23 protein-coding genes are annotated in these 23,517 nt (G+C 62.6%); 17 read left to right on the top strand and 6 right to left on the bottom strand.

The window, feature by feature from the left end; translation table 11 throughout:
* The first annotated feature begins 6 nt into the window (after positions 1–6).
* From ACE3PR_RS02800 to ACE3PR_RS02825, 6 genes are all read left to right on the top strand, one after another.
* Positions 7–1,371 carry an MmgE/PrpD family protein gene (locus ACE3PR_RS02800; protein ID WP_374367894.1) on the top strand — a complete coding sequence of 455 codons (1,365 nt, stop codon included), beginning with the start codon at positions 7–9 and terminating at the stop codon, positions 1,369–1,371.
* 13 nt (positions 1,372–1,384) lie between these two features.
* Positions 1,385–2,137 carry an SDR family NAD(P)-dependent oxidoreductase gene (locus ACE3PR_RS02805; RefSeq protein WP_374367897.1) on the top strand — a complete coding sequence of 251 codons (753 nt, stop codon included), beginning with the start codon at positions 1,385–1,387 and terminating at the stop codon, positions 2,135–2,137.
* Positions 2,138–2,259: 122 nt separating this feature from the next.
* The gene (locus ACE3PR_RS02810; RefSeq protein WP_374367899.1) at positions 2,260–3,006 is read left to right on the top strand and encodes a GntR family transcriptional regulator; all 747 of its coding nucleotides are present in this window, start codon (positions 2,260–2,262) and stop codon (positions 3,004–3,006) included.
* A gap of 76 nt (positions 3,007–3,082) precedes the next feature.
* Entirely contained in the window at positions 3,083–4,060 is a 978-nt protein-coding gene (locus ACE3PR_RS02815; protein WP_374367901.1) for a tripartite tricarboxylate transporter substrate binding protein, read from the top strand.
* Positions 4,061–4,089: 29 nt separating this feature from the next.
* Positions 4,090–4,641, top strand: a complete 552-nt coding sequence (locus ACE3PR_RS02820) for a tripartite tricarboxylate transporter TctB family protein (protein WP_374367903.1) — start codon at positions 4,090–4,092, stop codon at positions 4,639–4,641.
* 14 nt (positions 4,642–4,655) lie between these two features.
* On the top strand, positions 4,656–6,149 hold the full coding sequence (locus ACE3PR_RS02825; RefSeq protein ID WP_374367905.1) for a tripartite tricarboxylate transporter permease: 1,494 nt from the start codon (positions 4,656–4,658) through the stop codon (positions 6,147–6,149).
* A 4-nt stretch (positions 6,150–6,153) separates the two neighbouring features.
* On the opposite strand, the gene ACE3PR_RS02830 is transcribed toward ACE3PR_RS02825, so the two are convergent.
* Genes ACE3PR_RS02830 through ACE3PR_RS02855 form a run of 6 tightly spaced genes read right to left on the bottom strand, consistent with a single transcriptional unit; the run spans position 6,154 to position 11,586 of the window.
* Positions 6,154–7,056: a flagellin gene (locus ACE3PR_RS02830; RefSeq protein ID WP_374367906.1), complete on the bottom strand. Its 903-nt coding sequence runs from the start codon at positions 7,054–7,056 to the stop codon at positions 6,154–6,156.
* Positions 7,057–7,074: 18 nt separating this feature from the next.
* Entirely contained in the window at positions 7,075–8,820 is a 1,746-nt protein-coding gene (gene flgK, locus ACE3PR_RS02835) for a flagellar hook-associated protein FlgK (protein ID WP_374367908.1), read from the bottom strand.
* A gap of 32 nt (positions 8,821–8,852) precedes the next feature.
* On the bottom strand, positions 8,853–9,287 hold the full coding sequence (locus tag ACE3PR_RS02840; protein ID WP_374367910.1) for a hypothetical protein: 435 nt from the start codon (positions 9,285–9,287) through the stop codon (positions 8,853–8,855).
* Positions 9,288–9,313: 26 nt separating this feature from the next.
* Positions 9,314–9,619: a hypothetical protein gene (locus ACE3PR_RS02845; RefSeq protein ID WP_374367912.1), complete on the bottom strand. Its 306-nt coding sequence runs from the start codon at positions 9,617–9,619 to the stop codon at positions 9,314–9,316.
* Positions 9,616–10,893, bottom strand: a complete 1,278-nt coding sequence (gene flgE / locus ACE3PR_RS02850; protein ID WP_374367914.1) for a flagellar hook protein FlgE — start codon at positions 10,891–10,893, stop codon at positions 9,616–9,618. Before flgE ends, ACE3PR_RS02845 begins: the two co-directional genes overlap by 4 nt.
* Positions 10,894–10,920: 27 nt before the next feature.
* Complete coding sequence (locus ACE3PR_RS02855) at positions 10,921–11,586, bottom strand: flagellar hook assembly protein FlgD (protein ID WP_374367916.1); 666 nt, start codon at positions 11,584–11,586, stop codon at positions 10,921–10,923.
* 259 nt (positions 11,587–11,845) lie between these two features.
* Here ACE3PR_RS02855 and ACE3PR_RS02860 point away from each other — a divergent pair, with 259 nt between their 5' ends.
* The 11 genes from ACE3PR_RS02860 (at position 11,846) to ACE3PR_RS02910 (ending at position 23,516) form a co-directional block, all read left to right on the top strand.
* The gene (locus ACE3PR_RS02860; RefSeq protein ID WP_374367918.1) at positions 11,846–12,673 is read left to right on the top strand and encodes a flagellin; all 828 of its coding nucleotides are present in this window, start codon (positions 11,846–11,848) and stop codon (positions 12,671–12,673) included.
* A gap of 78 nt (positions 12,674–12,751) precedes the next feature.
* Complete coding sequence (fliD, locus tag ACE3PR_RS02865; protein WP_374367920.1) at positions 12,752–14,431, top strand: flagellar filament capping protein FliD; 1,680 nt, start codon at positions 12,752–12,754, stop codon at positions 14,429–14,431.
* Positions 14,432–14,460: 29 nt separating this feature from the next.
* Positions 14,461–14,901 (top strand): flagellar protein FliS, encoded by a 441-nt coding sequence (locus ACE3PR_RS02870; protein ID WP_374367922.1) that lies wholly within the window; start codon positions 14,461–14,463, stop codon positions 14,899–14,901.
* A gap of 94 nt (positions 14,902–14,995) precedes the next feature.
* A complete protein-coding gene (locus ACE3PR_RS02875) occupies positions 14,996–15,556 on the top strand; it encodes a sigma-70 family RNA polymerase sigma factor (protein WP_374367924.1) in 561 nt (186 codons plus the stop codon).
* A 34-nt stretch (positions 15,557–15,590) separates the two neighbouring features.
* Positions 15,591–16,004, top strand: a complete 414-nt coding sequence (locus ACE3PR_RS02880) for a hypothetical protein (protein ID WP_374367926.1) — start codon at positions 15,591–15,593, stop codon at positions 16,002–16,004.
* Positions 16,005–16,020: 16 nt separating this feature from the next.
* Positions 16,021–16,470: a periplasmic heavy metal sensor gene (locus tag ACE3PR_RS02885; protein ID WP_374367928.1), complete on the top strand. Its 450-nt coding sequence runs from the start codon at positions 16,021–16,023 to the stop codon at positions 16,468–16,470.
* A gap of 111 nt (positions 16,471–16,581) precedes the next feature.
* Positions 16,582–19,305: a LuxR C-terminal-related transcriptional regulator gene (locus ACE3PR_RS02890; protein ID WP_374367930.1), complete on the top strand. Its 2,724-nt coding sequence runs from the start codon at positions 16,582–16,584 to the stop codon at positions 19,303–19,305.
* 162 nt (positions 19,306–19,467) lie between these two features.
* Positions 19,468–20,568: a class II histone deacetylase gene (locus ACE3PR_RS02895; protein ID WP_374367932.1), complete on the top strand. Its 1,101-nt coding sequence runs from the start codon at positions 19,468–19,470 to the stop codon at positions 20,566–20,568.
* A gap of 92 nt (positions 20,569–20,660) precedes the next feature.
* Entirely contained in the window at positions 20,661–21,986 is a 1,326-nt protein-coding gene (locus ACE3PR_RS02900; RefSeq protein WP_374367933.1) for an ABC transporter substrate-binding protein, read from the top strand.
* Between the two features lie 19 nt (positions 21,987–22,005).
* Entirely contained in the window at positions 22,006–22,806 is an 801-nt protein-coding gene (locus ACE3PR_RS02905) for an ABC transporter ATP-binding protein (RefSeq protein WP_374367935.1), read from the top strand.
* Complete coding sequence (locus tag ACE3PR_RS02910; RefSeq protein ID WP_374367938.1) at positions 22,803–23,516, top strand: ABC transporter ATP-binding protein; 714 nt, start codon at positions 22,803–22,805, stop codon at positions 23,514–23,516. Before ACE3PR_RS02905 ends, ACE3PR_RS02910 begins: the two co-directional genes overlap by 4 nt.
* The last annotated feature ends 1 nt before the right edge of the window (position 23,517 follow it).

The following is a 23,517-nucleotide window of genomic DNA, read 5'->3' on the forward strand; positions in this document are numbered from 1 at the left end:
GCCGACATGAAGAAATCTGTTTCCCAGCATCTCGCCGATTGGGTGGTCGGGCTCACGCCGGAAAACCTTGATCCGGCCATGGAACGCGCGACCCTCGACACCGTGGTCGACGTGCTCGGCCTCTGCGTCGCTGCACGCGACAACGACTACACCAAATCGACCATCGCCGCCTGCGACGAGGCGGGCAATGCGACGGTGATCGCGCAGGGCTGTCAGCTCGCTCCCATCGGCGCCGCGCTGATCAACGGCACCGCGGCCCATGGTGAGGATTTCGACAACACTTTCGAAGGTTGCCCGGTCCATTCCGGCGCGGTGATCGTGCCGGCGACGCTCGCCATCGCCGAGCAGCGCGGGCTGGACGGCGCGCGGACGGTGCTGGCGATCGCAGCCGGCATCGAGATCATGTGCCGCCTCGGCCTCGTCTCCAACAAATCGGTGCACCAGGCGGGCTTCCATCCGACCGCCGTGCTCGGTACCTTCGCTGCCACCATCTCGGCGGCGATCGTGACGAAGCTCCAGCATCAGGCCGTGGTCAACGGTTTGGGTGTTGCCGGCAGCCTTGCGTCCGGGATCATCGAATATCTCGCCGACGGTTCCTCGACCAAACGGCTCCATGCCGGCTGGGCCGCGCAATCAGGGCTGCGCGCGGCGGCCCTGGGTGGTGCCGGCTTCACCGGTCCGGTCACGGTGTTCGAAGGTGTCCATGGTTTCTTCTCGGCCTTCGCACCCTCGATCAAGCCGGATTTCTCGCTGTTGCTCGACGATCTCGGCCGCAAATGGGTCGGCAGTTCTCTGGCATTCAAGCCCTATGCCTGCGGCACCATGGTGCAGCCCTATATCGATTGCGCGCTCGCCTTGCGCAAGAAGAACATCCCCGCCGACAAGATCGCTGAAATCGTCTGCGCCGTGGGCGAGGGAACCGTGCATCGCCTGTGGGAGCCGCTTGCCCTGAAGCAGCAGCCACCCACCGCCTATGCCGCCAAGTTCAGCACGCCCTATTGCATGGCGGTCGCCTATCTCGACGGCGATGCGGGTCTCGCCCAATTCACTGAGGCGAAGATCAGGAATCCCGACGTGCTGAAGCTTGCCGCCAAGATCCGCTTCGTGGTGGATCCCAAGAACGAATATCCGAAGAACTATACCGGCCACCTCCACGCCAAGTTGACGGATGGCAGCGAGATCAAGCTGGATCAGCCACATCTCAGGGGTGGCAGCCGCGATCCGCTGTCGCAGGAGGAGCTCGATTTCAAGTTCCGCCAGAACGCGGCTTTCGGCGGCTGGCAGAGCGACCGGGCCGAAGCGCTGCTCGCTTTCGGGCGCGGCTTGAGCAGCCAGCCGAACATGTCTGCGCTCGCCAAAGTGGGCGCATAAAGGGGAGAGATCAATGTCGCGTGAGCTGGACGGAAAAGTCGCCATCGTCACCGGTGCCGCCCGCAATATCGGGCGCGCAATCTGTGTGGCGCTGGCCGAGGCGGGCGCCAATGTGGTGGTCAACACCAAGAGCTCGGTCGATCTTGCGCAGGAGACGGTGCGCCAGGTACAGGCCGTCGGCGGCAAGGCGCTTCTGGCGCCGGCTGACGTGACCGATCCTGCCGCCGTCGAGCGCATGGTCGAGGCCGCGAAGAAGGCCTTCGGCGGCGTCGACATGCTGGTGAATAACGCGGCGGTGCGCAAGGAAGCTCCTTTCGATCAGATCACCTTTGCCGAATGGCAGCAGGTGCTTTCGATCATGCTGGACGGTGCTTTTCTGTGTACCAAGGCTGTTGTGCCGTCGATGCGCGCGCGGGGGGGCGGTGCCATCGTCAATATCGGTGGCCTTACCGGGCATAGCGGTGCCAAGCACCGGGTCCATGTGGTCACCGGCAAGGCAGCTTTGGCTGGCTTCACCAAGGCGATTGCCCACGATCTCGCTGGCGACAAGATCACGTCCAATTGCGTGGTACCGGGCATGATCGAGACCGAGCGCGGCCAGCACAATCCGCTGGCGCCCAAGCATCACGCCGAACGCCCACGCCTGATCGAGCCGCTCGGCCAGCCGTCGGAAATCGCCGCCTTGGTGAGGCATCTCTGCGGGCCGCAATCGCGTTATATCACGGGTCAGAGCATCCATATCAACGGCGGCGTGTTCATGCCCTAGGGCGGGAACGCGCCGGAATCCGGCCGGAATATTTGGCCGGGTGTCTCCGATCCCTGTGTTATATTCGTGCCACACAGCAATGAAGGGCGCGCATATCATAACGCGCCGGCATGGGGAAGAAGATGTCAGTCCGAAAGGCCGAAATCGAGCCGCGGCCGGAATTTCAGCCGCTTTATCTGCAGATCAAGCAATTGCTGATCCAGCGTGTGCTGAGCGGCGATTGGAAGCCTGCGCAATTGCTGCCGAGCGAGATGAAGCTGGCGGACGAATACAATGTCAGCCAGGGCACGGTGCGCAAGGCGATCGAGGAAATGGCGGCCGAAAATCTTGTCGTGCGTCAGCAAGGCAAAGGCACCTTCGTGGCGACGCATCGCAGCAGCGTGCGGCCCTATCGTTTCATCCGTTTGAAAAGCGATGCCAGCAACGAAGCCCATCCGGCCACGAAGTTCGTCTCGATCAAGACAGGCATTGCGACCCAGGCCGAGCGCGAGCGGCTGGGGCTTCCGGCAGGCGACCGTGTGCTGCGCGCCGAGCGGCTGCGCAGTTTCGCCGGCCGAGACTGCATTCTGGAACGCATCGTTCTGCGTCTCGACCGTTTCCCGGGCCTCGAGGATATTCTTGGCCGGTTGCGGCCGGGCTCGATCTATTCCCTGCTGGAACAGGATTACCGCGTCATGATCGTCCGCGTGGCCGAGCAATTGCGGGCCGCAGCCGCCGACAAAGCCGATGCCAAATTGCTCGGCGTCGCGGTGGGGTTCCCGCTGCTGGAGATCGACCGCATCGCCTACAGCCTCGACCAGCAACCCATCGAATGGCGGGTAAGCCGTTGTGATTCCCGCTTTCTTCATTACGCCGTGGAAAATACCTGACCCCCGTTTGACTTCACACCTATGATCTTATATCTTATATAAGACTTAATATAACAAGCGACCTCGGGAGGGTCATATGGGTCAGGTATTCAAAGCCACACTGGCGGCTGCGGCCATGTCTGCGATCGCCGCGTTCAGCGCCCCCGCCGGGGCACAGGAAGCGACCTATCCGGTCGACACGGTCACCATCTATACGCATTCCAAGCCGGGTTCCGGCTCCGACCTGTTCCTGCGGGCGATCAGCCAGCCGCTTTCCAAATATCTCGGCGCCAAGGTGGTGATCGATTACTGGGCCGGCGGTTCCGGTGCCAAGGCGATGGCCAATCTCGCGGTCGCTCCTGCGGATGGCTCGGTGTTCTATGCCACCACGCCGACCCATATCACCACCTCGCTGCTCAGCCAGCCGGAGAAGACCTTCAAGGACATCGATTACGTCGTGAACTTCTTCTACGACCCGGAAATCTTCTACGCCAAGGCCGACAGCCCATTCACCACGATCAAGGACGCGGTCGATTTCGCAGTCGCCAATCCGGGCAAGGCAAAGTGGGGCGGCGCCAGCGCCGGCTCGCTGGAACGGCAGATCCTGGAAAAGATCAAGCAGAAATCGGGCGCTCAGGTTGCTGTCATCCCGCATGAGGATGGCGCTGGTCTGTTGATCAACGTGCTCAACGGCACCGTCGATGTCGGTGTCGGCGAGCTTGGCGAACTGGTCGGCCAGATCGCCGGCGGCGAGTTGAAGGCTCTGGGCGTCTATATGCCGGAACGCCTCAATACGCTCGTCGATGTGCCCACCGCCAAGGAGCTGGGCGTCGATGACGAAGTGATCATCAAGTTCCGCGGCCTTGCCGGCCCCAAGGGCATTCCTGCCGAAACGATCGCCCTCGTGGAAGCGGCCGCGCAGAAGGTGCTGGCGGATTCCGATTTCAAGGCGGAATATGAAGCCATGAATCTCATTCCCGGTTACATGGGCCAAGAGGAATACCGCGCCTATGTTGCGAAGTTTATCGAAGCCCAGACCAAGTTCTATACCGATTTCGGCGTCACTGCCGAATAGTCTGACGGCATTGAAGACGGAGTGACGCCGTGGCCATCGCGAAAAAAGACGTCCTGCTCGGCGTCGCTCTGATCGTCCTCGCCGTGATCTACTGGCTTGGTGCCGATGCTCTCCCCAGGAGTATTCTTGGGGGTGGTATCGGCGCCGATGCCTTGCCGAAAATGCTCGGCATCGCGCTTGGGATTCTGTCGTTTATCCTGCTTCTGCAATCGGTCTTCGCCCGGCCTGTGGCCGCCGATGGCGAGGATGCTCCGCAAGAGCAGGCCTTCGACCACCGGACACATCTGCGCGCTTGCGGGATGCTTTGTATCGGCATCGGCTATGTTCTGCTGGTCGAGACCATTGGCTACATTCCTGCCATCGCCTATCTCCTGGGTGCGGTCGCCCTCTTTGTCGGCGGCGCTTCCTGGCGGCGGATCATTGTGTTCGCCGTGCTTGGCGCCATCTTCTTCTGGACGCTGTTCGTTGTCGTCCTTGATATTCGCCAGCCCAAGGGCTTTTGGCCGGAACTCTGGAAGCAGGTCCAGGCATCGCAGTCCCAGGCGACCCTGCTTCTCCCCGTTTCGCCCCCCGCTGCTTAAGGCAGACATCGATCATGGAAGCTTTTGAAATTGCGTTTGGCGTCCTTTTTGGTACGCCGGCCATTCTCGCCGCTTTTGCCGGCGTCGCTTACGGCATTCTCGGTGGTGCCATGCCGGGCATCTCGCCCTCGGTGGCGATGGCTCTGCTGGTCCCCTTTACCTTCACCATGGATCCGACCACTGCCATCATCCTGCTGGCCTCGGTCTATGTCGGTGCGGAATATGGCGGTTCGATCCCGGCTATTCTGATCAATACGCCCGGCACCAATGCGGCTGCGGCCACCACCATTGACGGCTATGCGCTCCATCAGCAGGGACGGGGCGGCGAGGCGCTGGGTATTTCTCTCATGGCCGGCGTCTTCGGCGGCCTGGTCGGTGTCATCGTTCTCGTCATGCTGACCGAACCCTTGGCGAAGCTGGCGCTTGCTTTCACGCCGGCGGCCTATTTCTCTCTCGGAATCCTCAGTCTCAGCGTGATCGCCAGCCTCACCGAAGGCTCGCTGGTCAAGGGCCTCATCATGGGTGTGCTCGGGCTGATGCTTGCCACGATCGGTTCCGATCCGATCTCCGGCGTCACCCGCTTTACCTTCGGTTTTCCGGAACTTTTCGGCGGCATCCATTTTGTTTTGGTGATGATGGGCGTGTTCGCAGTCGCCGAGTTGTTCAGTCAGGTCGGCAAGACGGACGTGGAGGTCAAGGGGCGTGACGCGCGCATCCGTCTGCCCAAGCTCAAGGATTGGAAGCGCCTCTGGTTCCCGGTCTCGCTGGGCTCGGCGCTGGGTACCTTCGAAGGCATCACGCCGGGTGGCGGTGGCGCCGTCGCTTCCTTCCTCAGCTATAACGAGGCGCGTCGCTGGTCGAAGCATCCGGAGGAATTCGGCAAGGGCTCGATCGAAGGCATCGCGGCGCCGGAGGCCGCCAACAATACCGTCGCCGGCACCGCCCTCATTCCGACTCTTTCCTTTGGCATTCCCGGTTCGAATTCGACCGCCGTGCTCCTCGGCGCGCTGCTGGTTCATGGCATGCAGCCGGGACCGATGCTGTTCGCGCAGAATCCGCAGGTCATGTACGGCCTCTATGGTGGCCTCTTCGTCGCCAATATCGCCCAGCTCGCGATCGGTCTGCTGATCATGACACCCTGCATCTGGCTAGTGAACCGCCCGAAGCGTTATCGCCTAGCGGTGATCTATGCTCTGGTGCTGTCGGGTGTCTATTCGATCGACAATTCGGCGCTGGATCTCATCATCGTTCTGGCCGCCGGTCTCGCCGGCTACGTCCTGAAGCGCATGCGCTTTCCCATGCTGCCTTTGGTGCTGGGGCTAATGCTGGGCTACATGGTGGAATCGAATTTCCGCCGTGCGCTCATGGTCTCCAGCGACGATCCGATGACCTTCCTCGAGGACAAGATTTCGCTGGGCCTCCTGCTGCTGTCGGCGGCGATGATCTTCGGCTCGGCGATCTGGCCAGCCTTGAAGAGACTCCTTCGCGGCAGGCTGCTGCCGTCCTGATCTCTTAAAGGTAATCCAGCAGGTTGATCGATTGCAGTTTCTTCAGCACGCTGAAGGCCGATTCCAACTGCAATTCGGTCGCCGCCAGTTGTGCCGTGACTTCGGCCACGTCAACATTCTTCAGATCGCCGACCAGCGCATCGACGTAAAGCTGGAAATCGAGATTGCGGTCGAGCGCATCATCGATGCTGGATGCCACCCCGGACAGGCGTGACTGCTCCACCGACATCTCTTCGATGGCCTCGTCGAGGAGGCTGAAGGCGTCCTGCAGCACATCGATATCGGCCGGGTTTTCGTCGGCCTGCGCCACCAGGCTGAGGGATCGTAGCAGTTTCTCGAATCCGCTGGCATCGGCGCGCGCGCCATAGGTGATGGTGAGGTCCGGGGCTGCTTCGTAACTGGCGAGGGTGTCGCCGCCGCTATAATAGCTGGTATCGGCGGTCGCGGGATCGGCTGCGGCATAGCCGGTGATGTCCACCGGGGCGGCACCGCTGATACCGCCGGCAAAGACATAATAGCCATCGACCTTGCTGTTGAGCATTCCGGCCGCTTCGGCGAGATAGGCTTCCGCCTTGACATTGGCCCCGCTCACATCGTCCGTGGCACCGGAGATCAGCGACGAGAGCCAGCTTCTGGCATTGGTCGCCAGATCGAGCAGCGAGGTCGTGGCCGAATAACCGGCTTCGACCCGGCTCGAGATGATCGTTCCGTTGCTGATATATTGATCCGCGGCTTTCATCTCGCCTTCGAGGCTGATGATCGTGCGCGTGCTGGCGCCATAGCCGTCATAGGTCAGCGACTTGGCGCCGGTCGCCAATTGCGTCTGCTCGACCGCATAGCGCTTCTGCACCTCAAGCGCCTGGGTGATGAATTGCCGTTGCTGGCTGAAAGTCGAAATTCTGTCCATGCCCGCCGTCCAACTTTCCTAAACCATGTTGAGGAGCGTGTCGTACATCTCCTGGATCACCGTGACGACCTTCGCCGCCGCCTGATAATTGGTTTGCAGGATCTCAAGCTCTGCCGTTTCTTCATCGAGATTGACGCCTGATTTGCTCGCCAGACTGTTCTCCAGGCTGGAAAGCGCGCCGCTCTTGATGGCAGCACTCGCCTCCGCCGTGCTGGCGCTTACCGCGACATGCGAGATGAAGGCACCGGCATAGCTGGCAAGATCCGTGGTGGTCGCTGCCATGCCGCCGGCACCGGGAAAGCTGCGATCCTCGGCCAAAGCGGCGATCATCGCATCGATGGCCGAGGTGTCGCCGCCGGCGATTCCGGCATCGCCCACCGCCAGCGCGGCATCGGTCGACAGCGCGCCCACGGCCAGTAATGACGGGTCGGCGAGAATGTCGGATCGCACCGACAGCTTTCCTGTGGCATCCCGGGTCATCAGATCGTTGAGGCCCAGGGCCGCCGAGAGCGTTTCGTTGTCGCTGCCCACACCACCCGAGATCTGGGCCATGCCGATCCCCAGCGATGGATCGTCCGATGACAGCACCAGCTTGCCGGCACTGTCATAGCTGGCCGAGATTCCGGCAAGGCCATCGAGCGCTCCCACTAGATCGTCGATGGTGGCATAAGCCGAAAGGTTGAGATCGGTATAGGATTGCACATTTCCGGAGGCGTCGAGGAGGGCGATGCGCAAGGTCCCGGTTCCGTTCAATGCATCGCCGCCCGTGAGGGCCTGGGAGCTGGTGAGGGTGCTGGGAGCCGGCACCGAGGTACCGGCATTCTGCGCCGTGTTGACGGCATCAAGAATGCCGGCGGTCAGGTTGTCGACCAGCGCTTGTTCGGCGACCAGGGTGTCGTCGCGTACGGTAAGAAGGCCGCCGATCGCGCCACCGCTGATATAGGACGTGATCTCCCGGTCGCCGACACTGATCCCGGAAAGTCCACCGGCCGAACTCGGGTCATAGATATCCGTGCTGTCGATCCCGGATGTCGCCGTGAAGCTCAGCTCGTGCACCGAATCGGTGAGCAGGCCGACGCCACCCGGCCCATAGACCGTCATGGCCCCGTTGGAATCGGTGAAGTAGCTGACGTTGATCTGTCCCGAGATAATCGCCACCTGCTGCATCTGCTGATCGACCAGATCGGCGGTGCTGGCGCCGGCGGCATTGGCGCGCAGGATCTGCTGGTTGAGCTCGTCGAGATTGTGCAATGCCTGGTTCACCGTATCCACGCTGTCGGCGATCTTCTGGTCGGCATCCTGGCGCAGCGACTGGATCGAGCTGGTGAGCTGGTTGGCGGAATCCGCGATCGCGGCGAGGTCCGAGACCACGTTCTGCATCTCGCTGCCGCTTTCGGGCGAGATGGCGAGGGCCTTAAGGGATGCGGTGAGATCGCCGATCACGCTGGCGATGGTGTCGTCGTCGGTTGTGCTGCCGAGCGCCGAGGACAATTCACTGAGATAGGCGGCGAGGACATCGGCCTCGGCGCTTTGAGTGCGTGCCGTATTGGTACGTTTTTCCAGGCCGGCATCCACCAGGCGCTGGATATCGGAGAGCGAGACGCCGCTGCTGATGCCGCCCACCACCACCGTCTGCGGCGCCGCCGTCTTGCGGGTATAACCCACGACATCGGCATTGGCGATATTGCTCGAAGCTATCGAGATCGCAGTCTGCGTCGTCTTCAAACTGGATGTTGCGATGGTGAGAGCGCTGCCGAGTGACATGGTTTTTCCTGCCTCAGTGGTGGGGAAGGGGCTCAGGCATTGGTGGAGCGCGAATTCATGGCGGCGCGATACATCCGCCCCTTGCGCATCCTGGCCTGCGGACCATAGGTCTCCTGGTCGCTATAGACGCTCTGGCGCGCGTCGATCACCACCTGGATGCGGTCACGGGTTGCCTCGATGGCGCCTTGCATGCATTGCCGGTGGCGTTCGGCAAGCTCGATGAGATCGGAAAGAGTGCCTTTGAGATGGTCCAGATCCGGCAATTCATGCGCCTCGACCTTGGCGCAGAGGTGCTGCAGGAGAACGGCCAGCTCATCGCGGAGGAAAGCCGCGGCCGCAAGCTTCTGCCGGTTGCCGCTGACAAGCGTTGCGAAGCAACCGCTTGCGATCTGGGCCATGTCCTGTTCCAGCAGCGTACGCAGGCCGTTGAGCGTTTCGATCGTGGCATTCACTTTCCGGTCGGTCATATCGGCACCTTTCTCCTGATATTAGGTCAGCTTGTGCTTTTTGCCCTGGTGTAGGCCTGGGCCGCCTGTACGGCGGAGTTGGTCAGGCGCAAGCGCAAGGCAAGGTCGCGGCGATGCTGGTCGAGTTCGCCGAGATCGGCATCGATCTCGTCCAGCAAGGCACGCACGCGGATACTGCGTGCCGCAAGCCAGGGCGACCGGGCGGCCTTCAATTCGGCAAAGGCCATGACCTCGACGCGCCCGGTGATCTCCAACCGCTTGGACTGCCGCAATTTCTGCTCGATCCGCGCCGCTTCGGCCGCGTCGCGTGCCTTGATGCCGTCGCCGGTCATCTGATGGCGCTGATCAATGTGTCGATCATCTCATCCGCCGTGGTGACCACCTTCGAGGCGGCTGAATACGCCTGTTGCGCGATGATCATCCGGCTGAATTCGTCGGCGATGTCGACGGTCGAGGATTCCACCGAGGAACCGCGAATGAGTCCCGCATTGCCATCGCCGGAATCGCGCAGGATGTAATCGCCCGAGGCCACGCTCGGCAGGAAAACATTGTCCGAGAGGGCCTGCAATCCGTTGGGGTTGGTGAAGGTGGCGACCGGAATCTTGTAGATCGGCAAGGTGAGGCCATTGTCGAAATAGGCGGTGACCAATCCGTCCGAACTTACCTCGACGCTGGTAAAGGCGCCGTATTTGGCGCCGTCGACATCGAGGCCGTCGAGTTGCAACTCGATGACGCCGTCGTCCGAGGCGTATTGGGTAAGGGCGCCTTCATCCTCGATATCCAGCGTCAGATTGACATCGGCGGCACCCGTGGTCATGCCGGTAAAGCTCAGTTCGGCGGGCGAGGGCACGATGGTGGCGAGGGTGCCGTCCGAGTTGAAATTGATGGCGAAGGGGCCGCTGGCGCTGGTGCCCGTTACGATACTGGCGTCGTCGGGATCGGTGGCATTGCCGACCGTCATCTCCCAGGCATTGGCGCCGGTCTTCTCCCAGGTCAATGTCGTCTCGTGGGCGACACCCAGGCTGTCATAGAACTGGACGTCGAGCGTGACCGTGTCGCCGACCGCCGCATCCGCGGGGAGGCCGGCGGCAAGTTCGATGACGCTGCTGGCCTGGGCCAGACCCGAGACGACGTCGACATCGATTTGCGACAAATCGTTGACATTGGTGACATCGCCCGCAATCGAGTTGCCATCGGCATCGACCCGATAGCCCATCAGGTAATAATCACCGCTGGTTGAGACCAGATACCCATCCTTGTCGGCAGAAAATTCCCCATTTCGGGTATAGGCAAAATCTTCCCGGCCATTTTTGCCTACCTGGGCGACCACGAAGAACCCGCCGCCATCCAAAGCGAGGTTGGTCGAAACGGTGCTTTTCTGAATGAGGCCCTGGAACCCGACGTTGCGGCTGTCCGTGACCGAGACGCCGCCCGAGGCATAGGCCGAGCTGCTGTAGTTCTGTGTCACCAGCGACGAGAAGCTGGCGGTGGTCGCCTTGTAGCCCACCGTGCTGCTGTTGGCGATGTTGTCCGAGATCATCGAGATCGCCTGGCTCTGCGCGTTGAGCGCGGAAACGGCGGTGTTGATGGCGCTACCGAGGCTCATATCTGTCTCCGTAATATGCGGGTGGAATTAGGATTCGAGGGCGACGATCGAGCTGATCGACAGGGCAAGGTCGCCAACGATGAGGACGATTTCGTCACCGCTAGTGCTCACATTGGTGATCTCGCCGATGCCATAGATGTCGGCCTCGATCTCGGTGCCCTCGGCGGATGTGGCTTCGACGGTGATCGAATAGGCGCCGTCTTTCAGCACGTTCCCGTCGGCATCCTTGCCGTCCCAGGTGAAGGTGTTTTTGCCGGAGGCGGTGTCGCCCTCGCCTTCGTAGACGATATTGCCGTCCTGATCCTTGATCGTGATGGTGACGTTTTCCGCCTCTTCGGCGAGATCGTAGCGCCAGGTCGCCTCGCCATCCGTCAGCATGCTGTACTCGCTGGCGTAGGTGGCTGTCTTGCCGATATAGGAGAGTGCCAGCGTGTTGGTGTTCCAGCTCACTAGGCTGAGGATGTCGGCTAGCGTGTCATTGGTGGCGATCGCCTGTTCGACATCGGCGTATTGTACCAACTGATTGGTGAACTCAGCCGTATCCATCGGGTCGAGCGGATCCTGGTTCTGCAACTGCGTGGTCAGCAGCGTCAGGAACGCCTCGTAATTCTCGAACAAGGTGGTCGACGAGGTGGATGAGGTCGTCGACGTGGTAGTGGTCGCGGTTGTCGTGGATAGGGCGCTGACCGACATGGCGATGTCTCCTTGATCCAGCCTTGCATGAGATCAAACGCGCCAGGAGCCGATGTCGGGCGGCGAAATTTCGATGGGCCGTTAAATTTCCATTAATCTCGCCTTGCTCAAAAATTGAGCGCCCGATTGCGGCTTCAGGCCCGTTCAATCTTCAGTCAGCCCGCATAGCCCGACGGCTCTATGGCCAGATGACTGGGGTTGATGGTCGCGTCCGGCTAAACGGCCGGCGCTGGTTCTCTCAAGCGGGTGGAGACATCTCATGCCTGTCATTGCTACCAATACCGCGGCCAATACGGCCTTGCGTTACCTCAACCTCAACTCGGCTCAGGAATCGAGCTCGGTCGCCAAGCTGTCGAGCGGCTCGCGCATCACCAAGGCATCGGACGATGCGGCGGGTCTTGCAGTCGGTGTGCGCCTCCAATCCGACGTCACAGTGCTCCAGCAGGCCTCGACCAACGCCTCTCACGGCGCTTCGGTCCTGCAGACGGCGGATGGCGGCGCGGCGCGTATCTCCGATATTCTTCAGCGCATGAAGACCCTGGCGGCACAATCGCTCTCGGGTGCCGTCACCGATGACGAGCGCACCTATATCAACGCCGAATTCGCCGAACTGATCTCGGAAATCGACAGCATCGCCTCCGGCACCCGGTTCAACGGCGAATCCCTGCTCGACGGGACGACCGATTTTGCGACCGGCGTCGACTTCCTGCTGGGAACCGATGCGGCGACCGATTCCCTCACCGTGACCATCGACGACATCGATGCCACGGCTCTGGGCGTCAATGCCTCGACGGTCGATACCCAGGCCAATGCCGATACTGCGGCGGCGGCGATCGATGCGGCCATCGATCTGGTGTTGAGTGCGCGTGCCAGCATCGGTGCGCAGATGTCGCGCTTCGACTATCGCGGGCAGATGATCGATACGTCGATCGAGAATCTCTCGGCGGCGCAATCGGCGATCATGGATGCAGACGTGGCCGAGGAGCAGAGCACCTTGACCACGGCCGAAGTCCTGACCGACGCCAGCATCTCGGCGCTGAGCCATGCCAATGACATGGCGACGCGTCTCTCGAAGCTGCTGCAGTAATCGCGGGGCGGAAACCCGGGCGGCGCAGCTTCGCCGCCCGGGACATTCCGTCCTGGCTTGTGAGAGTGGGAGAGGCAAATGGCCGTTATATCCGCGACCGGTTCCTCGAGTATCAGCGCCGTAACCTCCGCCAGCGCCAGCCTGGATACCGAGACGCTGATCAAAAATGCCGTCGAACAGCGGCTGGCCGCCGCCGATGCCATCGAGTTGAAAATCACCGATGCCGAGGCCCAACTCGCGGCCTATCAGGAGCTGGAGACATTGCTGCTCGCCTTGTCTCAGGCGTCAGACGATCTCCGTAATCCGGCCGGCTCGACCCAATCCGACGCTTTCGACGAGCGCGCCATTGCCCTCACCGCCAGCAATGGCGCCACCGCAACCGATCTGATGGGTGCCGCGGTCGAGCCCGGTGCCCAATTGGGCAGCTACGACATCGTGGTGGAGCAGGTGGCCACCAGCCACAAAATCGCGACCGACAGCATTGCCAGCAATTCCGAAGATCTCGGTCTTTCCGGCACTTTCTCCCTCGGCGCGGGTGACGGTACTGCTGTCGACATTGATGTCAGCGCCGACATGTCGCTGGCCGAAATCGCCGCGGCGATCAATGCCGAAAGCGGCGCCAGCGGCGTTTCCGCCTCGGTCCTTAAGGTCGACAGCAATTCCTATATCCTGGTATTGACCGCCGCCGAAACCAACGCGCCGATTTCCCTGGCCGACGGCGCCGGATCGGTGCTGGAAACGCTTGGCCTGGTGACGGCCGGTGGCGCGATCGGCAACGAATTGCAGGCGGCCCAGCCCGCGATTCTCACCGTTGACGGGATCGAAATCACCCGCTCGACCAATGAAATAGACGACCTCATTGAAGGCGTGACGCTTTATCTCTATGGCGCGGACGCCGGCACCACGCTCACGCTCGATATCGGCGCCGATCTTGCCGGCGTCAGCAATGCCATCACCGATTTTGTCGATGCCTACAATGCCATACGCGATTTCATCCTGACGCAGCAGGCAACCGGTGCCGATGGCGCCGCCGCGGATGACGCTGTCTTGTTTGGCGATTCACTCCTGCGCGAAATCAGCACGGACCTCCAGGCCTTGCTGACGACCAGCACCGACGATGCCGCGACCCAATTGTCCACTATCGGCATCACGATGGATGTCAATAATTATCTGGTGATCGACAGCACGGCTTTGGCCGACGCCTTGTCAGGCGATCTTGACGCCGTTGCGGCCCTCTTCCAGTTCGACGTCGCCACCTCATCGGCCGATCTCGCCATCGTCAGCAACGGCGCCGGGACCGCCGCAGGGGACTACACCTTCGATATCACTGTCGATGCCGATGGCAATCTCACGGGCGTATCGGTAAACGGCGACACTTCGCTCTTCACCGTCACCGGCAACAGCATCAAGGGCAAGGACGGAACGATCTTCGAAGGCATGACCTTCGCTTATCTTGGCACTGAATCCGCGTCGATCGAGGTGTCGATCGGCCGCGGCCTCGCACAAAGATTTTCTGATAGTCTAGCCGATTATGTGGGGGCCTATGCCGGTGCGGTGGATTCGCGCCTGACTACGGCCACCGACGGCTTGCAGGATGGCATTACGCGGATGGAATCGGATGTGAGCTCGATCGAACGGCGAACCGAAGATTACCGCCTCTGGCTGACGGAATATTACGGCCGGATCGAGGCACAGATCAATGCGGCCAGCCGCCTGCGCGAACAGCTGCAAGTATTGCTGTCCAGTGATGACGATTGAGATTTGAGGCAATGGCCTGGGGGATATGAATGCAATATCGGACGACCAAGGCAGCCACCGGCGCCTATCGTATGGCACAAACCGGCAGCCATACCCTCGATCTCATCGTCTCGTTGCTGGATGCGGCGATCGTGGCGCTGTTGCGCGCGGGTGATTCCCGTCGCAATGGCCGTCTCGATGCCGAACTGGCGGAACTGGAGACCATCTCGCGCATCATGCTGGGTCTCAACGGCGCTCTCGACCGCGGCCGTGCCTTTCCGCTCATCGCCCATCTCGAACGGTTCTACTTGACCACCAGCTTTCAGGTGCTGGCGATTCCGCGCCAGCGCGATCCGCTGGCGGCGGGGTCGCGGCTCGTCGCCCGGCTGCGTGGCATGCGGGATGCTTGGGCGCGCGTGGCCCGCCAGGATGTCAAGGCGGGTGGGGGCAGCGGCTCGGCCGCAAATCGGGACACCAATGTCGTTCTCTAGGCAAATAGAAGGATCGACGGCCTTCATGCCGGGCGAGGGCGTCGGGCGCTCGGACCTCGCGTCCGACGACCGGCGGAATGCGGGATATCACGGGATGTCGGACGAAGATCTGCTGGAGATGATGCGCGCCGATGACGAGGCGGCGTACCGTGTCCTCATCACCCGGCATGTCTATCGCTGCCAGCGCCTCGCCATCCGGGTGTTGCATGACAATTCCCTGGCGGAGGACATCGTTCAGGACGTGTTCCTGCAACTCTGGATCCGCCGCGCCGATTGGCGGCGTACCAATGCCAAATTCACCTCCTGGCTGTTCCGGGCCATCTTCAACCGCTGTATCGATGTGCGCCGCAAGCGCCGCGACGTGGCCCTCGAAACGACCGACGAACCGGCCGATCTTCAGGCCGATGCGGTGACGCGGATCTATCAGAGCCATGTGATGCGGCGCCTGCGGGAAGCCATGACGCGGCTGCCCAGCTCACAATATGTTGCCTTGTTTCTCAGCTATCACGAAGGCTATAGTATCAAGGATACTGCTTCGGCGATGGGTATCTCGGCTTCGGCCGTGGAGTCGCTCCTAAAGAGGGGCCGACAAAACCTCAGGGACCAATTAAAACGGGACCGCCTCAATGTGCAGCAAGCCTTCCCCGATTCATGAGGCAAAGCCTCGGCAATCGGTGTCTCCGCCCGTCATGTCGCTCGAGACGTTCGAGGATGGGCTCGACCGTTACGGCGCCGTTCTGGCCCGGTGGCCGGAGGATCTCCGCCCGTCGGCCGAGCGGCTATTGGCCGAATCAAGTCTGGCCAAGGCGGCTTGGCACGATGCCGGCCTGATCGACGATTTCCTGGCCTCGCGTTCGGAAGCCGGATCCCAGCCGGATCTCGTCGACAAGATCATGGCGCGGCAGCGTGCCTTGGCACCGGCTGAGGTCCCGGCCATGCATGCGGGTTTCCGGCGCAAATGGCCGAATGCCCTGGGACCGGCCTTGTTGTGCGGCGCCTTCGTGCTTTTCGGTGCCGCCGCCGGATTCATGGTCATGCCGGCTGCTTCGAGCTACGATGTCTCCGGCGTCCTTCTGCTCACCTCCGATACTTTTTATATGTAAGGCAGCGTGACGGACCATGCGTGACTCCATCGGCGGCATTCCGGCAAGCCGGCTCCTGTTTCTTTCCCTCCTGGGCAACCTGTTCCTGATCGCCTTCATGGCGGTTCAGTTCCTGGAAATCGGCCGCCCTCCGGCACCACCCATGCCGCCGCCGCCGCCGGCCATGATGGTCGAGCGGCTGGCAACCTCCGTCTCGGACGAGGGGCGCGCGATCATCATGGCGATCTACGAGCAGCGCCAACAGGTGCTCGATACCTTGTTCGGCGAAATGGGCCATGCCCAATTGCAAACCCAGCAAGTCTTCGCCGGCGAGAACTTCGACGAGGCCGGCTACAAGGCGGCGATCCTGCACCGCAAGGAAGTGGCCGACCGGTTCTTTTCCGAAATGGCCGACATGTTCCTGGAAATCGGCCAGCAATTGTCGCCCGAGGACCGGCGGGAAGCCTTGAAGCGGGGCCGTTTCTAGCGCGCCGTCTTGCCGGTTGCTGACGGCCGCCGCCCGACGTTAAGCTGGCGCTCTCGGCCATTGGCCCGTTGCATGCCGGCCAGCCGCTGATTCCGGGGGAGTTCTCGCTGCGTGCTGATTGAGACCAAGCTCCGACCGCCGCCTTTACGCGATGGCCTCATCGCCCGGCCGCGTCTCATCCGGGCCCTCGATGGCGCCCTGGCAGCACGCCTTTCCGTGGTCTCTGCGCCGCCCGGTTTCGGCAAAAGCACGTTGCTGGGGCAATGGATCGCCGAAATCGAAGGGCGCGACGCCTCGGTTGGCTACCTGGCACTTGATGGCGACGATGACGAGATCGGCCGCTTTCTCACCTATCTCGTGGCCGCGATCCGCCGTGCCGATCCTCAGGTCGCACAGCAAGTCCCGGCCTTGCTGCAATCCAGTCCGGTCCTGCCGATCGATTCCGTCCTCACCCAGATCGTCAATGACCTCGCGCAACGCGCGCAACCCTTGTTCCTGGTGCTCGACGATTGCCAGTTCCTGCAGGCGCCAGAGATCTGCCGCTTCCTCGATGCGCTGCTGACCTATGCGCCTTCCTGTCTGCATCTGGTGGTGGCGACGCGCGGGCCGCTGCCCTTCGGCCTCGCCCATATGCGGGTCAAGGGCCAGCTCATCAATCTCGACGACATGCAGTTGCGCTTCTCGCTCGACGAAACCGAAAGCCTGCTCAATGCAGCGCGGGCGCTCGATCTGCCGATGGCCGATCTTGTCACCCTGCAGCACCGTACCGAAGGCTGGGTCGCCGGTCTGCAATTGGCCTCGCTCTCGCTGGAACAGCGCGCCAGCCGGGCTGACTTCATCCGGCATTTCTCGGGCAGTCAGCGCGACGTGGCCGAATTCCTGGCCCAGGACGTGCTCGACCGGCAGCCGCCGGATCTCGCCGAGTTTCTGCTGCAAACCGCCATCCTCGACCGCATTTCGGCGCCGCTCGCCGATGCCGTGATGATGCGCGGCGACAGTGCCGCCCGGTTGGCCGAAATCGAGAACGCCAATCTCTTTCTCATTCCGCTCGACAGCGCGCGGCACTGGTTCCGCTATCACCACCTCTTTGCCGAATTCCTGCAAGCGCGCCTCGCACGGCGCGGTATCGCCGAAATCGGGGCACTTCATGCGCGTGCGGCTACCTGGCTTTCCGCCAACGGCTTCACCTCCGAGGCCGTCGCTCATGCCCTGGCGGCCGGCGATGCCGATTGGGCGGCAAGCCTTGTTGAGGATTGTGCCATGCCCCTCATCATGGCGAGCCATCTCACCACCGTGCGCGCCTGGCTCAGTCGGTTGCCGGCGGATCTCATTGCACGCCGCCCGAAATTGCAATTGGCCGAGGTCTGGATCCAGTTCCACATGAGCCGCCCCCAGGAAGGCGCGCGTACCTTGCAGGCGGCGAAGCGCAGCATTATCGCCGCCGTTGCGCGCGGTGATCTCGACGCCGGCGCCCGGGACGCTCTGGTGGCGGAATTGCGCACACTCACCGTGGGCGTCATTTCGGCCGCGGATCGATCGCGCTCGGCGCGGCATCTGGCGCGGCGCTGGGCCGAGGAATTGCCGGAGAACAAGCCTTTCTTCAAGGGAACGCTCGGCAATATCGAAGGCTTCTGCTGTCTTTCGCTGGGTGATCTCGACGGTGCGCGGCTCGCCAGCCTCAAGGCGCGCGACAGCCATGCCGCTGCGCAATCGGTCTTCGGCATTGTCTATTCCGATCTCATTCTGGGCCTGGTCGAAAAGGCCGCCGGCAATCTTCTGGCCGCCGGCCAGCTCTTCGCGCGGGCGACCGCGCGGGCGCGCGAAACCCTCGGCGCCGGCTCCTATGCGGAGGCGATGGTGGCGATCTTCGAGGTCGAGCTGCTCTACGAATGGAATGATCTCGCGGCTGCGGAGCGCCTGCTGCATACCCACCGCCAGATTATCGAGGAATGCGGCCTGGTCGTTCATGAAATGGCCTGCAAGCTGCACCTGGCGCGCCTGGCGGCGGCACGCGGCCGTCACGACGAGGCGATGGCGGTGCTGGAACGCGCCGAACGTCTCGGCATCGAAAAGCGCTATCACCGCCTGACGGCGGGTGCTCTCAACGAGCGCGTGCGGCTGCTGCTCACGCGCGGCGATACCCAGGCGGCGCGTTATGCCTTGGTGGCGCGCGGTGTGGGCGCGCGGAACGGCATGCCGGCGGCCGGCATCACGCCCTCGATCGAACCGGAATATTTGGCACTTGCGCGTGTGCAGATCGCCGAAGGCCGGCCGGAAAGCGCGCTGCACCTCCTCGATCAGGTGGCGGCGAAGATTCGCGGCGATGGCCGTTTGCGACGTCTTGCGCAAGTGCGGGCGCTCTCGGCCATCGCCGCCTATCAGGCGGGCGATGCGCTCTCGGCGCTGGCCGCGGCCGTCGATGCCGTCTCGATCTGCGCGCCGCAGCGCGCCTTGCGCACCTTGATCGACGAAGGCGGCGCCTTCCGCGAGGTGATCGATTTTGCCCGCGCGCGCATGCCGAGCTGGTCGGGTGATACGCCAGCGGGCAGCTTCATCGATGAATTCATCGCCGTCTGCGACCGACCCCAGCGCGCCGGTATCCGGCCCGCCGGAAGGCGCGGCGATCCGGATTTCAGTCAGCGCGAGAACGATGTCGCGCGCCTGCTGACCGCCGGCCAGAGCAATCGCGACATGGCCCGCAGCCTCGGCATGGCGCCGGATACCGTGAAATGGCATTTGAAGAACATCTTCGGCAAGCTGGGTGTGGCCAACCGCACGCAGGCGGTTTTGCGCCTGCAGGAAATCGGTATCGATTCCCGCCAGCGACTTTCCTGATTTTTCAATAACCTGACTCGTCTCGCCACCCGTTCGGGTGGGCGTGCCGATCCCCCCTCTACCCGTCGGGGGCGGGACAGTTCCCCGCACATGCGTCACTCTGGTGACCAATCGATGTCCGGTTTCATGAAGACCGGATGCAAGTAGGGTGGGGCAGGGCTGATGGCGACGGGTTTCGTCTTCCACGAACTCTATATGTGGCACAACACCTGGAATTGGGCGCAGGTCTTTCCGCCCAGTCTCACGGTCCAGCCCGGCGAACATGCCGAGAATCCGGAAAGCAAAAGGCGCCTGCGAAACCTCCTCGAGGTGAGCGGCCTCCTCGATCATCTCACGCCGATCAAGCCGCGTTATGCGACCGAGGACGAGATCGCGCGTTTCCACACCCGCCCCTATATCGCCAAGATCAAGGCTTTGAGCACCGAGAATGGCGGCGAGGCGAGCGCGCTAACGCCGTTCGGCCGCGGCAGTTTCGAAATCGCCCAGCTTTCCGCTGGCGGCACCATGGCTGCCTTCGACGCGGTGATCGAGGGTCGCGTCAAGAATGCCTATGCGCTGGTGCGACCGCCCGGACACCATGCCGAAGCGGATGTGGGCATGGGCTTCTGTCTCTTCGGCAATGTCGCCATCGCCATCATGCATGCGCAGAAGGTGCATGGCCTCGGCCGCATCGCCACGGTGGATTGGGACGTGCATCACGGCAACGGTACCCAGGCGGCTTTCTATGGCCGCAAGGACGTGCTCACCATCTCGCTGCATCAGGACAATCTCTATCCGCCCAATTCGGGTGCGGTGGCCGAGAACGGTGCGGGCGAGGGGGCTGGTTACAACCTCAACATTCCGCTGCCGCCCGGCTGCGGCAACGGCGCCTATCTCGCCGCCTTCGAGCGTGTCGTTCTGCCGGCCTTGCGCAAATACAAGCCTGACCTCATCGTGGTTCCGTCGGGCTTCGATGCCTCGGGCGTCGATCCCCTCGGTCGCATGATGGTCAGCGCCGAAGGTTATCGTCAGATGACGCGTCTCCTGATGCAGGCGGCGGACGAGCTTTGCAGCGGCCGGCTGGTCATGTCGCATGAGGGTGGCTATTCCCAGATGTACGTCCCCTATTGCGGCCTTGCCGTTCTCGAGGAGATGACCGGGATCAAGACGCATATCGACGATCCCTGGGCCGAACCGATGTCGACCTGGGGCCAGCAGGATCTGCAACCGCATCAGGCGGCGGCAATCGATGCCGCTGCTGCTATGCTTGAGCGGATTCGCTGATCGATAAAAGGTAAAAGGTTCGCGCCGGGCCAGCCGCGCCGGCAGCAGCCAGATCAAGCCTCACCGCGGCTGTTCGAGGGAGATGCTGAAAAATGTCCGAGACGATCAAGAAGCCCAATATCATTCCCAGCCGCCGCCTGTTCCTGAAGGGTGCCGCGGCGATGGGCAGCGGTGCCGCCATCCTCGCCGGTATCAATGACGGCGCCCGCGCCGATGGCGACCCCATTCCGGTCGGCCAGGCGGCGCCCCTCACCGATTTCGCCGCCGCCGATGGCGTCGAGTTCAAGAACGGCCTGACGCTCGCTTGCGAGGAGATCAACGCCATGGGCGGCATCCTCGGCCGTCCGCTCGAGCCCTATTTCGAAGACACCAAGCAGATGGGCGATCCCACCAATGTCCAGGCCGTGCAGCGCCTGATCGATCGCCATGAAGTGCACGCCGTGATCAACGGCTACAATATCGGTTCCGGCGCCGCGGTGCAGGACGTGATCGCCGATTCCGGCATCATCTATGTCCATTACGACACCACCATCGGCCACAACAACCTGATCAAATCGGACCCCGAGCGCTATTTCGGTTCGTTCCAGGGCGATCCCGCGGAATTCTGGTACGGCCCCGGCTTCCTCAAATTCGTGCAAGGGCTGGAGGAGCGCGGCGAATACAAGCGCCCCAACAACAAGATGGCCGTGGTGCTCTCGGCCGGCGTCTATGCCGCCAACATCGCCAACGCAATCAAGGAAACCGGCGCGCAATATGGCTGGGAGATCAGTCTCTTCGAGACCGTGAACGTGCCGATTTCGGAATGGGGGCCGACTCTGGCCAAGATCCGTCAGGATCCGCCGGCGGTCATCGCCATCACGCATTTCCTGCCGGCCGATCTGGCCCAGTTCATGGTGCAGTTTGCACCCAATCCGACGCCCAGCCTCGTCTACATGCAATACGGCCCCTCGATTCCGGCTTTCCGCGAGATCGCCAAGGAAGCCTCGGTCGGTGTGGTCTATGCGACGTTGGTGGGCGCTTTGCAGGACGAAATCGGCACCGCCTTCGAAACGCGCTACAAGGAAAAGTTCGGCGCCAATGCCGGCCACAATTCCGGCGCCCAGCCCTATGACGGCGCCTATGTCTGGGCGACCGCCGCGGCCCTGGCCGGCGGCACCGGCGAGCCGGGCAATGATGCGCAGAACCGCAAGGTGGCCGCGCGCATGAGTTCGCTCATTTATCGCGGCGTCACCGGTACCACCCGCTTCATGCCGAACGAGAACACCGCCTATTCCTATCCGACGCAGGTGGGCGATTCCTCCCTTGGCATGCCGCACCAGTTCCTGCAGATTCAGGATGCGGCGAAGAGCGGCGGCCTGATCGCGCCGCCGCCTTACAACACGACCGGCTTCAAGATGCCGCCTTGGATCAAGGGCTGAGATCAAGGGAAGTTTGATTATGGGGACGGCTGCTGGGGGTAGTCTGCTTGCCTGCCGGAATGTCAGCAAGCATTTCGGCGCGCTGGCGGCCGTCAACAATCTGAGCTTCGAGCTGCAGGCCGGCGAAGTGCTCGGCATCGGTGGTCCCAACGGGGCGGGCAAGACCACCTTGTTCGAATCGATCAGCGGCCTCAACCCGGCGACCGGCGGCGAGATTCTGTTTGAAGGCCGCGACATCACGCAGCTGCCGCCGGAAGCCGTCTGCCATGCCGGCATTGCGCGCACCTATCAGCTCAATGCCGGTTTCGATTCAATGAGTGTCCGCGACAATGTCCGCGTCGCCGCCTATTTCGGCCGCGACAACCGCGTCATTCCCGGCTTCCGTTTCGGCCGTGCCGTCGACGATCAGGTCGATGAGGCGCTGAGCCTCGTCGGTCTCTCCGATAAGCATGCCGAGCTTTTCGGCCGGCTGCCGGTGGTCGACCGCAAGCTCCTGATGCTGGCCAGCGCCTTGGCCACCAACCCGAAGCTCCTGCTGATGGACGAGCCCGTGGGCGGGCTCAACCCGAAGGAGATCGACCAGATCATGAATGTCGTGCGCAATATCGTCGGGCGCGGCATCACCATCATCCTCATCGAGCACGTCATGCGGTTCCTGGTCCAGCTTTCCAGCCGCGTCCTCATCATGCATCACGGCGAGAAGATCTATGAAGGCTCGCCCCAGGGCCTGGTCCATGACCGCAATGTCGTCGACGTCTATCTCGGCGAAGGCGCCTCGCAGCGCCTGGGTGCGTTGCTGGAGGGGCAGGGCGCCGGATGAGCACGCTGCTGCAACTCGATAACGTCACCGCCGGCTATGGCAGCCAGATCGTGCTGCGCGAGATCTCGCTTGCGATCGCAGATGGCGGCATGACCGCGATCATCGGCCCCAATGGTCATGGCAAGACCACCTTGTTGCGGGCGATCTCCGGCCTGCTGCCCTTGCGTGGTGGCGGCATTCATCTCGACGGCCGCGCGGTATCGGGCCTGCGCCCGGACGAGATCGTCGCCGCCGGCATCATCCATGTCCCGCAGGGCGACATGCTGTTCCCGGAAATGACGGTGCTCGAAAATCTGCTGATGGGCGCCTATCTCCCCGCCGCCGCGGCGGAAAGCGGGCGCCGTCTCGAGGAAGTCTTCACGCTCCTTCCCAAGCTTCGCGACCGCCGCTCCCAGATCGCCAGCACCCTCTCCGGTGGCGAGCGGCGCATGGTTGGCATCGGCCGCGGCCTCATGGCCGGTGGTCGGTTGCTGATGCTCGACGAACCTTCGCTCGGTCTCGCCCCCATCGTGATCGACCAGATCTACCAGGTGGTGGACGAGCTCGCCCGCTCCGGTCGCGCGGTGCTGGTGGTGGAGGAGAATGCCGCGCGTGTCGCCGACAAGGCCGCGCTGATGGCGCTCCTCGACAATGGCCGGCTGGTCTGGACCGGCGGCGGGGCCGAATTGATGGCGCGCCCGGAAATTCTCGCAACCTATCTGGGAGCCTGAT

Source organism: Dongia sp. (genome assembly GCF_041909655.1).
Taxonomy (GTDB): Bacteria; Pseudomonadota; Alphaproteobacteria; order Dongiales; family Dongiaceae; genus Dongia.

Coding starts and splice junctions, on each gene's coding strand:
- fliD (WP_374367920.1), top strand. CDS start 12,752: ATGGCCGTTATATCCGCGACCGGTTCCTCGAGTATCAGCGCCGTAACC.
- ACE3PR_RS02855 (WP_374367916.1), bottom strand. CDS start 11,586: ATGTCGGTCAGCGCCCTATCCACGACAACCGCGACCACTACCACGTCG.
- ACE3PR_RS02840 (WP_374367910.1), bottom strand. CDS start 9,287: ATGACCGACCGGAAAGTGAATGCCACGATCGAAACGCTCAACGGCCTG.
- ACE3PR_RS02885 (WP_374367928.1), top strand. CDS start 16,021: ATGCGTGACTCCATCGGCGGCATTCCGGCAAGCCGGCTCCTGTTTCTT.
- flgK (WP_374367908.1), bottom strand. CDS start 8,820: ATGTCACTCGGCAGCGCTCTCACCATCGCAACATCCAGTTTGAAGACG.
- ACE3PR_RS02845 (WP_374367912.1), bottom strand. CDS start 9,619: ATGACCGGCGACGGCATCAAGGCACGCGACGCGGCCGAAGCGGCGCGG.
- ACE3PR_RS02870 (WP_374367922.1), top strand. CDS start 14,461: ATGCAATATCGGACGACCAAGGCAGCCACCGGCGCCTATCGTATGGCA.
- ACE3PR_RS02825 (WP_374367905.1), top strand. CDS start 4,656: ATGGAAGCTTTTGAAATTGCGTTTGGCGTCCTTTTTGGTACGCCGGCC.
- ACE3PR_RS02900 (WP_374367933.1), top strand. CDS start 20,661: ATGTCCGAGACGATCAAGAAGCCCAATATCATTCCCAGCCGCCGCCTG.
- ACE3PR_RS02905 (WP_374367935.1), top strand. CDS start 22,006: ATGGGGACGGCTGCTGGGGGTAGTCTGCTTGCCTGCCGGAATGTCAGC.
- ACE3PR_RS02860 (WP_374367918.1), top strand. CDS start 11,846: ATGCCTGTCATTGCTACCAATACCGCGGCCAATACGGCCTTGCGTTAC.
- ACE3PR_RS02880 (WP_374367926.1), top strand. CDS start 15,591: ATGTCGCTCGAGACGTTCGAGGATGGGCTCGACCGTTACGGCGCCGTT.
- ACE3PR_RS02895 (WP_374367932.1), top strand. CDS start 19,468: ATGGCGACGGGTTTCGTCTTCCACGAACTCTATATGTGGCACAACACC.
- ACE3PR_RS02810 (WP_374367899.1), top strand. CDS start 2,260: ATGTCAGTCCGAAAGGCCGAAATCGAGCCGCGGCCGGAATTTCAGCCG.
- flgE (WP_374367914.1), bottom strand. CDS start 10,893: ATGAGCCTCGGTAGCGCCATCAACACCGCCGTTTCCGCGCTCAACGCG.
- ACE3PR_RS02805 (WP_374367897.1), top strand. CDS start 1,385: ATGTCGCGTGAGCTGGACGGAAAAGTCGCCATCGTCACCGGTGCCGCC.
- ACE3PR_RS02800 (WP_374367894.1), top strand. CDS start 7: ATGAAGAAATCTGTTTCCCAGCATCTCGCCGATTGGGTGGTCGGGCTC.
- ACE3PR_RS02910 (WP_374367938.1), top strand. CDS start 22,803: ATGAGCACGCTGCTGCAACTCGATAACGTCACCGCCGGCTATGGCAGC.
- ACE3PR_RS02875 (WP_374367924.1), top strand. CDS start 14,996: ATGTCGGACGAAGATCTGCTGGAGATGATGCGCGCCGATGACGAGGCG.
- ACE3PR_RS02815 (WP_374367901.1), top strand. CDS start 3,083: ATGGGTCAGGTATTCAAAGCCACACTGGCGGCTGCGGCCATGTCTGCG.
- ACE3PR_RS02830 (WP_374367906.1), bottom strand. CDS start 7,056: ATGGACAGAATTTCGACTTTCAGCCAGCAACGGCAATTCATCACCCAG.